This window comes from Paenibacillus sp. LK1, assembly GCF_002750415.1.
GTDB lineage: Bacteria > Bacillota > Bacilli > Paenibacillales > Paenibacillaceae > Paenibacillus > Paenibacillus taichungensis.
Map to the genome: position 1 here is coordinate 48,441 of NZ_PEII01000016.1, position 15,678 is coordinate 64,118.

At 44.5% G+C, this 15,678-nt stretch carries 9 protein-coding genes; all 9 read right to left on the bottom strand.

Annotated elements, in window-relative coordinates; translation table 11 throughout:
• Positions 1-69: 69 nt before the first annotated feature.
• The gene (locus CS562_RS27945) at positions 70-963 is read right to left on the bottom strand and encodes a carbohydrate ABC transporter permease (protein ID WP_063563722.1); all 894 of its coding nucleotides are present in this window, start codon (positions 961-963) and stop codon (positions 70-72) included.
• Positions 964-985: 22 nt separating this feature from the next.
• Positions 986-1,939: an ABC transporter permease gene (locus CS562_RS27950; RefSeq protein ID WP_099858850.1), complete on the bottom strand. Its 954-nt coding sequence runs from the start codon at positions 1,937-1,939 to the stop codon at positions 986-988.
• A 133-nt stretch (positions 1,940-2,072) separates the two neighbouring features.
• Entirely contained in the window at positions 2,073-2,951 is an 879-nt protein-coding gene (locus CS562_RS27955) for an AraC family transcriptional regulator (protein WP_099858851.1), read from the bottom strand.
• A 290-nt stretch (positions 2,952-3,241) separates the two neighbouring features.
• Positions 3,242-4,012: a beta-glucanase gene (bglS, locus tag CS562_RS27960; RefSeq protein ID WP_099858852.1), complete on the bottom strand. Its 771-nt coding sequence runs from the start codon at positions 4,010-4,012 to the stop codon at positions 3,242-3,244.
• 347 nt (positions 4,013-4,359) lie between these two features.
• The gene (locus tag CS562_RS27965; protein ID WP_099858853.1) at positions 4,360-5,286 is read right to left on the bottom strand and encodes a GNAT family N-acetyltransferase; all 927 of its coding nucleotides are present in this window, start codon (positions 5,284-5,286) and stop codon (positions 4,360-4,362) included.
• Positions 5,287-5,799: 513 nt separating this feature from the next.
• The gene (locus CS562_RS27970; protein ID WP_099858854.1) at positions 5,800-6,366 is read right to left on the bottom strand and encodes a class I SAM-dependent methyltransferase; all 567 of its coding nucleotides are present in this window, start codon (positions 6,364-6,366) and stop codon (positions 5,800-5,802) included.
• A 460-nt stretch (positions 6,367-6,826) separates the two neighbouring features.
• Positions 6,827-11,893, bottom strand: coding sequence for a golvesin C-terminal-like domain-containing protein (locus CS562_RS27975; protein ID WP_099858855.1), 5,067 nt, complete (start codon positions 11,891-11,893; stop codon positions 6,827-6,829).
• A 260-nt stretch (positions 11,894-12,153) separates the two neighbouring features.
• Positions 12,154-13,362, bottom strand: a complete 1,209-nt coding sequence (locus CS562_RS27980; protein WP_099858856.1) for an SGNH/GDSL hydrolase family protein — start codon at positions 13,360-13,362, stop codon at positions 12,154-12,156.
• Between the two features lie 17 nt (positions 13,363-13,379).
• Positions 13,380-15,611 (bottom strand): FAD-dependent oxidoreductase, encoded by a 2,232-nt coding sequence (locus tag CS562_RS27985; protein WP_099858857.1) that lies wholly within the window; start codon positions 15,609-15,611, stop codon positions 13,380-13,382.
• Positions 15,612-15,678: the final 67 nt, after the last annotated feature.

The following is a 15,678-nucleotide window of genomic DNA, read 5'->3' on the forward strand; positions in this document are numbered from 1 at the left end:
GAGTGCTCCCTTCGCGATTCATCTATGGTCAAAGCGGACGCTTAAAGCCTTGGCCGGGATTTGCTTGAATTACTCCTTCAAAGAACCGATTAATACGCCCTTCACAAAATATTTCTGTACGAATGGATAGACGCAGAGGATCGGAATGGTTGCCACCATCATCGTCGACATGGACAACGATTTGGTAGTTACGGTTTTCATCGCGCTCATCCGGCCCTGTGCAGCAGCATCCATGTTCTGCATCTGTTCCATCATGATATTGGCATTAAGTATCTGCTGAAGCTTAGTTTGAATGGGTAGAAGATCCGTGTTGGATATGTAGATACTTGGCGCAAACCAATCATTCCAGTGATACACTGCCGTAAACAGCGACAGCGTAGCAATGACCGGTCCCGATAAAGGAAGTACGATTCGGATGAATACCCCCCAGTTAGAGGAACCGTCGATACGGGCGGACTCCTCAAGCCCGGGCGGGATACCCTTAAAGAACGTCCGGAATATAATCATATTCCACACGCTGATAATGCCTGGTATGACCATAACCCAAAAAGAGTTCATCAGACCCAGCTCCCGAATGAGCAAGTAGTTGGGTATAAGTCCGCCGCTGAAGTACATCGTTATGATGCAAGTTACCATATAAAAGTTGCGACCCATCAATTCACGTTTAGAAATGCCATAAGCTAATATGGCTGTTGCCACAATGGAGAGCAGTGTACCCAGCAACGTTCGGAGCACCGAGATGATGAAACCGTCAATCAGTCGCTCATCCTTAAACACCACATGATAATTTTCAAGCGTGAATTCACGCGGCCAGAATGTAATGCCGCCCTGCATCGTATCTGTCCCGGAGTTAAATGAAATGGCGGCAGCGTTCCAGAACGGATATAACGCAATAAATGTAAACAAAGCCAATGAGACGTAAATTATGCCAACAAACCATCGATCCCCATTCGACAGCCTCATGTGTATCTCTCCCCCTTCTCTCCTACCAAAGGCTGTTCCCCGATCGACGAGCCCAATAGTTGGCTCCGGACAATAACACAACGCTGATGATGGCCTTAAACAACCCTGCCGCCGTTGCGTAGGAGTATCGGCTGTTCTGAATGCCAATTCGATATACATAGGTGTCCAGCACGTCGCTGACATCTCGCAAAACCGGATTGCCTCCCAGCAGCAATATGTCCTCAAATCCTGCATTTAGGAAATTACCGATAGCCAGAATAGAAAACACAACGATAATTGGCATAATGGACGGAATAGTGATGGAAAAAATCTGCTTCAGACGGCTCGCACCATCAATCGAAGCCGCTTCATACAGTTGGGGATTGATGCCCGCAATTGCCGCCAAATACACAATGGAGGAGAAACCAATCTCCTTCCACACATTCGTTACGGTCAAAATACTCCAAAAGTACTTTGGCTCCGACAGAAAGTTAATCGGCTCATCGATAAGACTCAGCTTCTGCAGCAGTATGTTTAGGCTGCCGTTGTCCGTAGACAAGATGGAGATCACAAAGCCCGATACGATGACCCACGACAAAAAGTGAGGCAAATAGCTGATCGTTTGAACAATTCTTTTGAAAGAATGTTTCCCTACTTCATTAAGCATCACCGCGAGCAGGATGGGGGCCGGAAATCCGATGCACAGTTTAAGCATGCCAATGACGAGAGTATTCCGCATAATGGTCCAAAACTCCGGCGTCCCGAAAAACGCGTCAAAATGTTTGAAGCCTACCCATGGACTGTTCAGAAACCCTTTGAATAAACTGTAGTCCTGAAACGCCATCAGCACTCCGTACATGGGAATGTAGCTGAAGATCAGGATAAACATCATGGCCGGAAGCACCATAAGTTGAATATCCCATTGCTCCAGAAAGCGGTGCAGGTGACTTTTCTTAGCAAGCGGCTTCGTTTTGCTGCTGATTTCCACTTGCGGCATTGGCATCCCCCTTTTTTAATTTAGTGTTAGATTTATTGACATAATCATGAGATGCTTGCCACTTCATTGTATCTCCTGACCCAGTTCATTTCTCTGCTAATACCAGTAAAATATAGCACTATATTACTGTTTTCTAAGGATTTTGCTTTTGTGAAGTCTTCGGCGTCATGCCGATGTGCTTTTTAAACAGTCGATTAAAGTTAGTCAACGTGCGGAATCCACATTCCAGGGCAATATCCATTATTTTCATATGACCTCCCTCCAGCATCATGACCGCTTGCTCCAGTCGAATATGGATCAAGTACAGCATCGGAGGCATGCCGACCGCACGTTTGAATATTTCGCTGAACCTTGAAGGACTGAGATAGACAAGAGAGGCCAGCTCCTCCAGCGTCCATGGATGGGCGAAGTTTTGTTCCATAACTATAATCACCTGACGTATTTTCTCATACTGCCTCTCACTGATAAGGTGTTGACTACCGCAAATCCCCTCTATTCGACACTCCCGATTTACTATAGTCAGAAACTGGAGTATAAGCGAATATACAACGGTAGTGTAGGAACGCTGCTCCCTCTCATGCTCCAATTGGAGTTCAAGAAGAAGTGACCGCAGCCTGTCCATGGACGGATGATCACGGTGGATCAGATTCGTGTAATGTTTGTCTATGTCGCGGAACGGGCTGAATAGCTCCGGATCGAATCGGAGATTATGAATAAACCAGGTCGAATCGAACGTAATGACAGTCATGACAAGATCCTTCGTTTCGTAAGCGCAGTGAAGATCATTCGAATTGATAAGCAGCACATCTCCTTGCTGGAAATCAAATTTTTGACCGTTGATGATGTAGTAGCCCGTGCCGGATTTGATATAATTAATCTCAAGAACATTATGCCAATGAAGCTTTTGATAATGGACAGTCACACCAATCGTGTCGCCGATATAAACTGGATATTTCTTATTCATTTTTACCTTTTCCTTCGGAACCACTTCTTCCCTCAAAATAGATGGCATTCATAACTCCCCCCACAACGTATTTTATTGTAAGCGCTAACAAATACATATCTTGTAAAAACTCTACCATCTATATTCCATTTTTGTAAATAAAAAAGCTATCCCAAGAGCCACTACTCCCGGGACAGCGTTTTAAAAGTTCACTACAGAGTAAACTCTTTAATGTCCTTCTGATAAACCTTATCACTTCTAACTCTCTGGACTTCAACTTCTGCTTGTATCGTAAAGAGTTACATTAGGATTATTTCATCTTATTTGTAAATTCAGTTAAAAAATCCATCTGTCAAACGTCAGTTAGCCGGTTTAAATTTGATCCAATCAAAATAGGCACGCACCGGCATACCTGGGTAATTGAATTTTCCTGTCCATATTTCAGCCGGTCCCGAGCCCGACCATAGATTAACCATAATATAGCCAGGACTGGTCGGAAGTGTTCCACGTGATCCATTCTCCGTGTGGACCAGTTTACCGTCTACATACCACTTAATGAATGATGGCGACCATTCGAACGCATAATTATGAAAATCGAGCGAGGCATCAAACCCCAGATTGATGATCGTGCTATGCTGGCCTACACCATTCGTAAAATAATTAGTTTCCATCTTCGTCGTGTCTTTGCCCAAAATTTCAATGTCGATTTCGTCATTGGATGTACCTGTTCCTTGCCCGGAATACGTGAAGAGGCTTGTGACGAGACCGACTCCTGAAGCCGCTTTTAAACGCGCTTCAACCCGGCCATAGCCATACTTTACATGGGTCGAATATTCAGCGGAAGCATAATTTTTCCCCGAGCAACTGGCGGGACACCCTGCATTGTCAAGTCGCAAAGCCATAATTCCATTCACGAATTCCTGGTTAACCGCCTTCCAGCCCACTCCGAAATCAGGACCATTAGCCCATCCATCTGAGGTATAGAACAAATTAGGATTCACTCCGTTTAAAGGTTCGTTAAAAGCAATGTCTGCCGCCGACGCTTGAATGGGTAACAGCATCGCGAATATCAGGCCACTTGCCATTAACACGGCCGACATTTTCTTTCTAAAATCCATTAACTTTTTCATGAACAACACCTCTTCCTTGGAATGTAATTAAGAAAACATAAGCACGACAAGTTAAGCATTTCTGTGATTCCGGAATGAATAATTCCACTCTGAATCATCTTCATACTACATGTAAAAATGTAGTAAATCTCAATCATTTCAATGATTAAACTGCACTATTTAACGGTTTTTCGCTATAGTGACGCTATTGCCAATGAACTCTCCTGTCGGTTAGTTAAACAAGAAGACAGCCGATCGTGATCGACTGTCTTCTTGTTTTTTTGCGCTATCGTTTCCCTTTAGCTTAATGATGTGTGTTGCTTTATTTCTTGAATCACGACTTCAACGAATGCTTAAAAAATTTGTCATTAAATATTACTATTATCTATCTGTTTCTCTTTTATCTCATTAAAATTCATATTTCGCATCATGAGCACTTGCTCAACATTTGTTGTAAAACCTAATTTTATCAATAGATCGTTCAGAGGTTGATTGGATTTACGCAGGTTAGATGTCCCTCGTCTGCAAACATAGTCTAACGGGGCGAACAGTTCACTGAGAGCAAGCTTATAAATCTCCTCTGCATCTTCCCGCCCAGGAAGGACCTCACATTGATAGAGCGAGATGGTTACCATTTTACCCTTTTGATCAAATGTTCGCTTATACAATGCATAGCATAAAGGCTCGCCATCTTGTCTAATGATTATAGATTCACCCTCCTTCATGCTAGGCCATTGTGTCTGCCAAGCAGATAAACCTCGATAGAAGTCTAGCGCATATACATCACGGGGCAATCCTTTGGTGATAGAAAAGGAATGCGCAAAAGATCGCTTCAGTAATTGGGGATCTATTGTACCCGTATGTTGTAAAATCATTAATCGATCCGTAATTTCATACCCCACATACTGATATAGCTTGATCGCACTCTCATTCTGGGTCAGCGCTTCAAGTATAGCAAGTTCCACGCCTTGTTCTCGGTACAACTCTAGATTTCTTAACATGAGCGTTCTGCCAATGCCCTGTCCTCTAAACGCAGTTGCAATACCTGTCCCACCGTTCCATGCCACTTTCTTTCCATCTACGTCACGAAATCCATTCATGACAAACCCTGCAGGTTCACCATCCACATAAATAGCAAGTGAATTCTCCAAGGAAAGTCCTTCGTTAACGATCCTGGTCATCAAAGCATCAATCGTCATGACCATCTGTATAAAATAGCCCTCGAATCCTAGATTCCAAATACGTACATTTTCCTCCATCGATAGCTCACTTAGTTTTCTAAACGTCACTGTCATAAGTACGAACCTCTCTTTTATCTTCGTTTAATGTGATCATTTTCGTATTTTCGCCCAACCTATATGCATTCTACTTTAACCGCTCGACAATAAAAAGTAATGGAGCCCTGAAGGTCCCACTACTTCTATTCCAAACTTCAAATCAATCTGTTGTAGTTGGACAATAGTTGATGCATGACTATTTCGGCCTGTCGTAAAACTTCAACATAGGAATCACTCAAATAACAAATTTATTATTGTAGGGAAAGTAGACTGCTCAAGTGGGGATTGTTGATCTTCATTTAAAGAATAAAAGACATTCGTAAAAATTTCCGCTTATGAGAGAAGAACCTATAATAAATAACACCCATTATGATCAATTCGATAAGTTTCTCAGCTCTCTGTTATTTGTGAATACAGGCAAATTTCTTGTCTCGTCACTCGTCACAGAATAAGAACTTAATATTATGTAGCAAAAGGGCGGTTTGGCCGTCCTTTTGTACCTTATGGCAACTACAATTGAAGGAAGATTCACTAGTTACCCTGCTTCTTCTGTGCAACAATGATATATACGGGTTGATTAGCAACTTGTGTTGATGGATGAAGCGTATCAATAACTGAAAAACCTGCCTTAACGATTTCTTCCTCCATCTCCTTCGATGAAACCCTTGGAGCATTAGTCATTTCCGTCTTCTCTAATTCAACGCACAAAAAGATCCCTTTGTCTTTTAAAACTCTGTGGATTTCATCCAACACCAATGAAAGAGGTTGAACCTCGTGCAACGAGATTGAAGCAACAGCTTTTTCGAATCTTTCGCTCTCTAATGGCATCTCTTTAAAGTTTGCAGCGGTCATTTCAATATTGGTTATCCCTTTTTCCTTAGCTTTTACCTCTAGATACTGTAAAATATCATTATCGTAATCAAACGCAACTACCTTTTTCACATATTTAGCAAAAGAAAAGCTTATATAACCTGTACCGGCTCCAAGATCTAATAGTTCGTCCTCTTTATTAAGCTGTATAAACTTAAATAACTCCTCTGCTGGGAACCTCTCAATATTCTCCAAGTGCTCAATTTTTCTTTGTAGTTTTGGATTCATTTTTATACTCCTTGTATAATCGTATTTGTAAGAATATTTAGTTTTTTTCCAGCTGACGTCGGGATAGGTGTCAGTCCTGCCTGTGGGACTAAGGTGTCAACAAGTTCTGCCTAGGAGATTTTCTATAGGCTTTTTAGTTCATATATTATTCTATCCACCGAAATTATTTCTCTGAGCACATTACAGATATTGATTATCTTTAATAACTATAATGTATGAAATAAGATTTGTAAATAGCAATCTTAAATACAGCACCACCCAGTTGTTGTACACCAAAAGATCTCTTCAATAGTGAAGAGATCTTTTGGTATTCACATGTAACAAATATATCTAAATCGAGAAATTCAATGATTCGTCTGCTTACTACATACTAATACAAAATGAGGGTGGTGACTTTTCTTTGTCTGCGATATAAATCTATTGCTCCCACCCTTACATATGAAATCATGCAGCTTTAACGCTATTCTTCAGAAGTTGTCGGTTCACCTGGCGCCTCATTTGCAAGCAACTCCGCACCATCGGAGTGCCGTTCGAACATAACTGCGTCAACTCTCGTATAGATCATATCCGCAGGAAGCGTTGGCGGGTCTACCGTTGTAGGCGTAACCCTGGTTAACCGGACATACTCGCTACCGTCACCCGTAAAGTCGAACGTTCCGAGATTAACCCAACCCGATGAGCCGACCGTTGCATCGATATAGGTGACCTCGGTGCCCGTCTTATGCTTCACTTCCACTTTGACATTATTATCATTTCCCGTCGTATGGACGAGCTTGTAGATCGAGACCGTATATTTCCCCTCTGGAAACTGGCCTTTCCACGTTGCGGATGATCCTTGAACTGTTGAGTAACGGGATTTAACCCCAATTTTGTATCCGGCTAAATTACTTTGGCTCCAAGACCCTTCTGTCGTGTATAACCCAGTTGTATTTGTACTGTCGACGATAACCGTTAGGTCCTTGATCGTGATGTTCAAAGCCGGTGTGGTTAAGGTCACTCCGTCAATCGTGACAGTAGCCCATACCTCGATGTGATCCGTGTTCCCATCGAGATTAAGAAGAGTCAACAACCCACTGCTATTCACTTCAGCCAGATCCGTACGATCAACGAAATACTGTACATTGGCCTGTGTCAGATCACCGATCAAACCGTTATCCAAATAGCCGGTTACGCTCAGCTGTGCGGTTTGGGTCATCTGCAACTCGTTCCGATCAGACAGGATCACAGCAGACTCCAATTGCGGTATCTGGTTCGCGTCCACCCACATGATCGCATCGGCAACGACCCTAGACTTGTTGGCCTTATTGGTTAGTTCCACGTACCCGCTATCGCCTGCAGCAAAAGGAAAATCCCCTAGGTGCACCCAAGTACCATTTGCTGTTGTCTCATCAACAGTAACGGTCTCGGAGCCTCCGCTGTAATACACGGTAAATGAGGCATTCGTTGTCCAATTTTCACTTGCAGCGGTGATTTGCGGAATCTTGTAATATACACTGTAAGTGACACTTTCCGGCAGTTCAGGCCGCCATCTCATTTTGCTTGTCGCTGTGCCAGCCGTAGATTTGGCATACACATAGTTATCATAGTAATAGTTGTCAGCCGTCGTATCCCTTATCCAGACGCCTTCTGTCTCCGCCTCCGTATTATCCACTATGATAGATGAACTCTCCTGCCCATCGGGTTGGACTGGAGTTTCCGTAACCTGATCAGGCAGATAAAGTGTCCGCTTGCGGGTCTGTTTCCCCTCCGATTCCACATAATACGTGAAGGTTTGGGATAAATCATTCACCCGTATCGACCATTCCATTGGGTATATCGTATCTGGGACGGTCGTATACGTAGCCCCGCCATCCAAGGAATAATGGATTGTCGCTGGTTTTGTCGTTTTTGCCTGCACATAAGCATCGTAGACCGTTTCGTCGGGCTTAACCATCAGCATGCCTTTAACCGCATCAATTGGACTGTGGGTATCAAAGAAATAGCTTGCATCCGATGTATCAGCCGTTCTAACCTGATGCAGTGGCACGTCAATGTTAAGTCCTTCTACAATGATAGCGGTGATGCCCTTGCCTGAAACCGTGGCTTGAATGATTCCGCCACTCATAACTGCTTGCTCTGGTGTACCATTGTCGCGGATGATCGTTACGGTATAATCCTGTGTCGGGTTGAATCCAATGATTTGTTCATTCAATTCGATCGGAGTCTGAACTTCTTCTGACGATGCATTGCTTAGCCCGATGTAGAATTTATCACCGCTCTCACCCGTTATCCAATTCAATTGAGGGTGGTTGGTCTTAATAATCCCCTTGGGCATCCAAAGCCAAACGTCGGAATTACCATAAAATTGACCAGGTTTATTCCCATAGAGGTGATATTTGAACCATAAAAAATTCGTTTCAAATACGGAAGGAAATGTAATACTTCCATTCGATTTTAATGATTGTTCGCTGATCAAATAATCCATCGTTTGCCCAAGCTGCCCCGGAATATGGTGGTAATATATGGATGTAGCCCCGCTGGGGCCTTCCAGAGGAAAGTCCGGTTCAAGTTGACTAACGGCGAAACCCTTATAGTAATAACCTGGATAACTGGAATATCGACCAATAACCGCATTATGAGCAATATCCTGCAGCAGTTTATCCCCTGTATAGAGCGACAATCTCAGCATGAATGGAGTTTCCTGAGCATTCATCCGATAATAGCCGGTTGTACTTCCTGCTTCAAACGTCAATCCGCTCGGAGAAACAAGCCAAGTATCCGCTTGAACGCCTCCAGCTATATCTTCTGGAAGCTTGAGCCTAGGATATTGAAATTTACCACTCTCCGGCCAATGGAACGACTCCGCGTAATTATACGTCTCAGGCTGGGGAATCGTAACGTTACCTTCTGGAACTGGACGAGCAACGAACATGGTTGCATATCGTTTGGCTTCCTTATAAGCGGCATTCAAGTATTTGGGATCCTGAGTTTCCTCATAAAGCTCCAAGATCTCCATCCACAGCTTGCTATAATAATAAATGAACTCATTTTTACTCACATCCACGGATGCAGGCGTATCGATATATTGCAAGATATAACTATCTGCTGCATCCTTGGCAGCCTGCAAATACTGCGCTTCTCCCGTCATACGATACATCATCAGGGGTTGAATGACAGGCCCCCGGTCTTTCTGGTCAGGATCACGCATGAGGTACTCTTCCTGTGCCAGCGCCCCAATTCCTGCCGAAGTACCCATCATCTGATTGACAGCGGCTACACTTGAAACATCGAACGGCAGAGTAGCCATTTTCCATAAGGAAGGCACACCGTATACTTTCTTTTGCGTCGGCGACCAACCGATACCATTTCGCGATACGCCATACTGGACGGACGGCAATGCTCTCGTATCATAAAGTTGGTCATCCCCAGTCAGATAGTAAGCCCCCAAAAGAACTGCATTCGAGCTTGTTCGGACGCTATCCTCGTTTTCGATATCAATAAAGCCCTTGGCACGGCTCCACCACCCGCTGGGTGACGGGACATAATTAACAGAGTCGTCCCCTTGCGGCTCAATCTTAAGCAAATCGATCATATTGAACATCGCGTCAGTAAGCGACTGATCTGACACATTTTCGCGGTATGCTGAATAACCGTACTCATTGCGAAGAATATCCGCGTAGGACTCATACAGATTGCTTTTTTGAGCGATAAGCCCCATATGAAATTGATAAGTGCTTTCTGCGGTCATTTGCGAGTAAGTCCCTAATTGAGGCGCATACAGGATTGGCTGCACGCTGCCTTCGTTGTTGACCAGGCTCATGCCCAGTCGTTGTTTCGTTACGCCTCCCGTCGGTTCAAATTCAACCGGAAGCTCTGCCGAAGGTACAAATACACCATACGTTAATGGATTTCCCGAACCATCATTTTTCTCAACCAGGCTCATCGGAGCGCTCAGCTCTCTCAAGCTTGTTGATTCTACTGTACCTACCATTTTGGCATGCGACCTGAATCCATTTAACACTTCATTGATGCCGGAGACTGCCTCCGTTGTGAAGGACTGATATCCAATCACATAATTGCCATCGCGGCGAGGCGTAAAGGCGAAAGAAACATCTGGTTTTTCCCCTGCCATGGACCAGTTCACTTCAAAATCGTAATCACTGCCATGCGTAGAATCGGTTAATACCGCCGTGTGGCTGTCTGGAAAATGGACCTCGTCGAATGTAATCCAGCGTTTGTTCATCGTATCGTAGTAATTGGTTCGGCTGCCCGCATTCCCATCCAATAAAACCCATTGCTCTTCAAGTCTTTCCGACACATTATTGATCGGAATCCAGTTTCCCGTGTCCGTGTTCTTGTAGAACATGTCACGAACGATGGATTTGCCTCCATCCCATGCTGCCTCATAGAAAGTTGCCTTATAGTTTGCATTTTCGATGCTGCCTTTCTCCGTGTAACTGAGATTCGCTAAGGTTCGGCTCCGCAGCGGGGGCAACGGTGGTGCTTGCTGTCGGATATTTCCTTCGAACTTGACTGCATCGGCTCGAGTAATAATTGTACCCGTCGTAGGTTGCGTTCGAGTCAGCCTGACAAATTCGCTATCATTACCACTAAACTCATACTCCCCCAGATCCACCCATCCAACCGATGGACCTGACGAAGGTCTTAGATCCATAAACTTTACATCCGTTATTCCGTTATGAACAATCTCAATTTTCACATTACTATCAGCCTTATCCGCCCAATCCAGCTTATAGAACGATATTCTCGCCGTCCCTGCTTCCAAGCGCGGATTCCATGTGATCGTTCTACCTACAGCATCCGTATATTTGGAACTGGAATTATTATATCCCTTTACTCCTGCGCTTGTGGTCCAATAAGGAGCGGAGAACCCGTTATTGACATTGCCTGAATCAACAGTGACGACATTATCAATCGTAAGGCTTCCATCATCAATGATAATCGTCTTATGTGGCTCTTTCTGCCTTATATTCCCTTCGAACTTGACCGCATCCGCGCGCGTAAGAATCGTGTTCGTGGTGCCGGTAGACCGGGTCAATTTAACGAATTCTTCACCAACTCCGGAAAAATAGTACTCTCCCAAATCAACCCAACCAACTGGAGCGCCAGATGAGGGTCTTAGATCCATAAAGACTACATCCGTCGTTCCATTATGAACAATTTCAATTTTTACATTGCTATCAGCCTTATCCGCCCAATCCAGCTTGTAGAACGATATTTTCGCCGTTCCTGCTTCCAAGCGTGGATTCCATGTTATCGTTCTGCCTGCTGTACTCGTATATTGGGTGCTGGAAAGATCATACCCCTTCACCCCTGTGCTTGTGGTCCAATTTGGAGCCGAATATCCATTGTTCTCGTTACCCGCATCAGGTGTCACAACATCATTAATCTTAATGCTCCCGTCATCGATGATAATGGTCTGATAAGGTAAGGTCTCCGCATAAGCGGCCCTTATTCCGATCAGGCTGGAAGGAACTACTATCGTCAACATGAAAACGATGAAGAAAAAAAGCTTCCTTTTGACCATACAACTCACAGCCTCTCCTATTAATGATAACGCTTCCAAAAAAAAAGATTACCCTTGCTCAAATGATCGTAAAAAAGCAATTAACCTAGTCTTCTGGCTAATCCCGCTCTGTCGTTTCTATCTTAGCATGTCACATCACGGTGAAATTTCTTTCATTTTAAGAATTTCTTATAAGATTTTAAGTAAAAAAAAAACCTACATCCTAATTGAGCGCTCATTGCAGTCAGATAGAATATAGGTCTTCCAAGTAGACTAATCAATTATAATGGCGGCTGCACCAATAGCAACTTCCCAAGCTGAATGACCGTTTGATCATACCAAGCCGGATGCTGCCGAACATGTTCCATACTTCGTTCATTGCCGACCGCCTCAAACATGGCCGCTTTGTCTGTCTTCTCGTGATCAATTTCGAAGCGAACCGTATGTTTCCCATTTGGTAGCTCCGGTAAGAAAACATATTGATTTCGATTATGATCGTTATATGATGTGAATCGATCGATAAGAAAGGGTTCCCCTCCATCCACCGTTACCTTCAATCTGCCGGAATCCGGCCCCCCAATATCGAATAATCCGATGTGGGTTCCCTCAAACTCCACTGTGATCGTCTCTCCGGGATCGACTGCTCGCCATAGACCGGGGAACAACCAATCATACTCGCGCACTAAAGCAAAATCATCAGGGGTCATGTAAGACCACCCCGCGGAAAAATGAGTAAGACGATCCAGTGGCAGCATGGTTGCATACTCCCAAGGGTTGGCCGGGACCAATGGGTCCTGCGGCAAGTGATGTTCGACTTTTCCTACGTGATCTCGAAGCTCTCTGATTTTCTCAAACGACCGGGTGATTGTATCTGTGTAAATCTGATGTCCTTCGGGAATCGTTGGGTGAATCGAATCATGCGTAAAAATAACGGCTCCGGGAATAGATACGTCTGCTCTTAAGGTGAAAATGAGCTTTCCATCCAAAACCAATTGACTGACTGCTACGCCCAGATGAATCGAAGGAATGCCGTAATAGTCGGCGACTTCCTCTTGCATACGAGCGCCCTTCTGGTATTGGCCGGATTGAAATGAGGTCAAATCCCGTTCCTTAACCGTATACACAAACAGGATATCCGTAAAGCGGCTGTGCTTGCGAATCTGTCGGACAATACCTTCGATCCGTGCTTTGGATTCGGGAACTCCCCCATCGTTTCCAACAAATTCAACAAATACGAGATCAGGCTGATGACGCAGTACATCTGTCTCCAAACGGGCGCAGCCGAGGTCCGATCCTGTCCCATCAATGCCTGCGTTCACAGAGCGGATATCTGCATGGGGATATTGCCCTCGCAGCCAATCCGCCGTCATGACCCTATATCCTTTAGAACGTGTATTACTGCCGCCAAAATAGACAATTGTTACTGTTTCCCCATTTTCCAACTTTTGAATGACATTAGGCAGCCCTCTTCGAGGGAAAAATTCCTTCATCGTGACTTCACCCGCCCTCACTTAGCGTTTTTAGGAGCAAAAAATTTGACAGCAAACACTTCATAATAAGGCGAACCATACGTTGCACAGAAATCAAACCGGATTCGGGTTACACCTTTTGCATGCACCTCATGTTTATTCAACGAAAGATAATTACCACGGATATTCATTTCACTCTCGGTTCCGTCTTCTAAGGTTAAGATCACATCATAATCTTGAATCAACGGCTCGATCGGATCGTCGAAATGCTCCAAATTCAGCTGCGAATTGAAAACAAGATGGATTTCATCCAGATTCTTGGGGCTTGCAAAACCAAATTCCAACCACTCCTGTCCTTCCGAACGTTCAGAAATCCAGCCGTTCGGCAGACCATAAGGTCTGGAGAAGCCGTTGACGACATTCGCGGGATTATACATATCCTGGGATGGTATTAGATCCTTGAAGCAAATGCTTCTGTTGAATTTCTTCAGTCTGGATGGCTCTTCCGGTCTATAATAGAAGCTCACCGCTCCTGTCATTTTTTCTTCATTACCATATACGCCAAGGCTCGCCGTACCTTCCAATACGATGTAGATTTTGTCGTCAGCTGGCTTCTTACAGCTGAGGTCCAGTGTAATCCAGTCATCGTGCCCCGCTGAAATCACCAAGTTGTATCCTTTCAGCTCGCTGGCAGGAATATAGTTTTCCTTCCGTTCCCCGCCAAATAGCTTCACTTGCAACGTTTCCGAATGCTCGGATCTATTTTTAATTTTGATCTGCACACTTTCAGCCACGGATGTCTGAATCGGCAAGACCAAACATAACGCTTTCTCCAAGAAGATCTCTTCGGTTGGATGAAGATGTTCATAGCTTCGCTGTGACGAGGCACGAATCGTTAATCCATCAGCAAAATAAGGATCCAACTGCTCTTGAAGCCCTACAATCGTTTGCCCGTCTCGTAGCAGCTGCGTCTGAAGCTCATCCATATGCGCTTTGACGATGTCCGCGGGGTCTGTGTCATATTTTACGCATAACGCAGCAGCTGTTCCTACCGCCTGCCCCATACAACCACAGGTCGCCATCACCCTTGTAGACCCGAAAGCCACATGGGTAGCGCTTATATTGCGACCAGCGAACATGAGATTGGGAATATTGCGTGAAAATAAGCTGCGGAAAGGGATATTATACAATCCCGGCACGAAATTCCACGCTGTAGCCGGCCCCTCATCGTAGATGCCTTTATTCGCATGCAGATCCATATACCAGCCTCCGACGGATACAGCATCTTCGAAATGAGTCTTTTCTGTAAGATCGTTCTGAGACAGCATGTGTTCCCCGATAAAACGTCTCGACTCCCGCTTTCCCGGAATCGGGCATACATAATCCAAGATGAGATTGTCTACATCATCAAACTCACCGCTATTTTTGATATAATCCCAGATCCCGTACACCAATTTCCGCAGTTCCAATGCGATGTCTTCATTATTCTTGATAATATCCATATGTCCGCCGTATTCCAGCCACCACAATCCACCAAGTCCATTGATTTTCCTTGGAAAAGACCGATGGTTTAATCCTTTTCGGATACTATCGAAAAACTCCAGCTTCGTGATATCATACGCAAAGCCAGGTCTTTTGTAAGGAACGGAATAGTTTACGTCACGGGCTTGAAACAGAATCGTATCGCCCATCGTGTAATGATCCGCCACTTCTGGAGCAAGCTCCTCCTTGTATTCATGCTTCGCCTCTCTTCCCCATCGGAAGTCAGCACCTGCTTGGTATCCAACAATTCCATCACCGGAGCAATCGATATAGGTTGGGCTTTCAAAACGAAATTTTCTTTCGGAAGCTAATTGAAGGCCCTCCACCCATTGAATTCTGCCGTTCTCGATGCCCGTTTCATGTACACATGTATTCAGAAACAGAGAAATGTTAGGCTCATCATAAACCATGTCGAGCAAGACCGTATCCGAAAGCGATAGCATAAGCTTCTTGTTGTATAACGGATTATAATGAAAGATCTTCAGCTTGAGTTCTTCTACCAACCCGCCCTCACGGGCATAATAGGATGGACTATTTCCGAGATATGCCGACCCGTTGATATGAACTCTGACCTCGCTGCTCGCATTTCCCCCAAGCACCGGCCGATCATTAATAAGTGAAACCTGCAGACCTTGGCGTGCAGCTGCAATGGCAGCACATATCCCTGCAATACCTCCACCTACGACGGTTACATCTGCTTTCATAAGCTCCATTTTGATAACCTCCATGATTAGATGCTCCTATCATGGTAATGGTTTTGGCCTCTTTTTTTTTACAGGATTTCACGAAAAAATC

Coding starts and splice junctions, on each gene's coding strand:
- CS562_RS27945 (WP_063563722.1), bottom strand. CDS start 963: ATGAGGCTGTCGAATGGGGATCGATGGTTTGTTGGCATAATTTACGTC.
- CS562_RS27950 (WP_099858850.1), bottom strand. CDS start 1,939: ATGCCGCAAGTGGAAATCAGCAGCAAAACGAAGCCGCTTGCTAAGAAA.
- CS562_RS27955 (WP_099858851.1), bottom strand. CDS start 2,951: ATGCCATCTATTTTGAGGGAAGAAGTGGTTCCGAAGGAAAAGGTAAAA.
- bglS (WP_099858852.1), bottom strand. CDS start 4,012: ATGAAAAAGTTAATGGATTTTAGAAAGAAAATGTCGGCCGTGTTAATG.
- CS562_RS27965 (WP_099858853.1), bottom strand. CDS start 5,286: ATGACAGTGACGTTTAGAAAACTAAGTGAGCTATCGATGGAGGAAAAT.
- CS562_RS27970 (WP_099858854.1), bottom strand. CDS start 6,366: ATGAATCCAAAACTACAAAGAAAAATTGAGCACTTGGAGAATATTGAG.
- CS562_RS27975 (WP_099858855.1), bottom strand. CDS start 11,893: ATGGTCAAAAGGAAGCTTTTTTTCTTCATCGTTTTCATGTTGACGATA.
- CS562_RS27980 (WP_099858856.1), bottom strand. CDS start 13,362: ATGAAGGAATTTTTCCCTCGAAGAGGGCTGCCTAATGTCATTCAAAAG.
- CS562_RS27985 (WP_099858857.1), bottom strand. CDS start 15,611: ATGGAGGTTATCAAAATGGAGCTTATGAAAGCAGATGTAACCGTCGTA.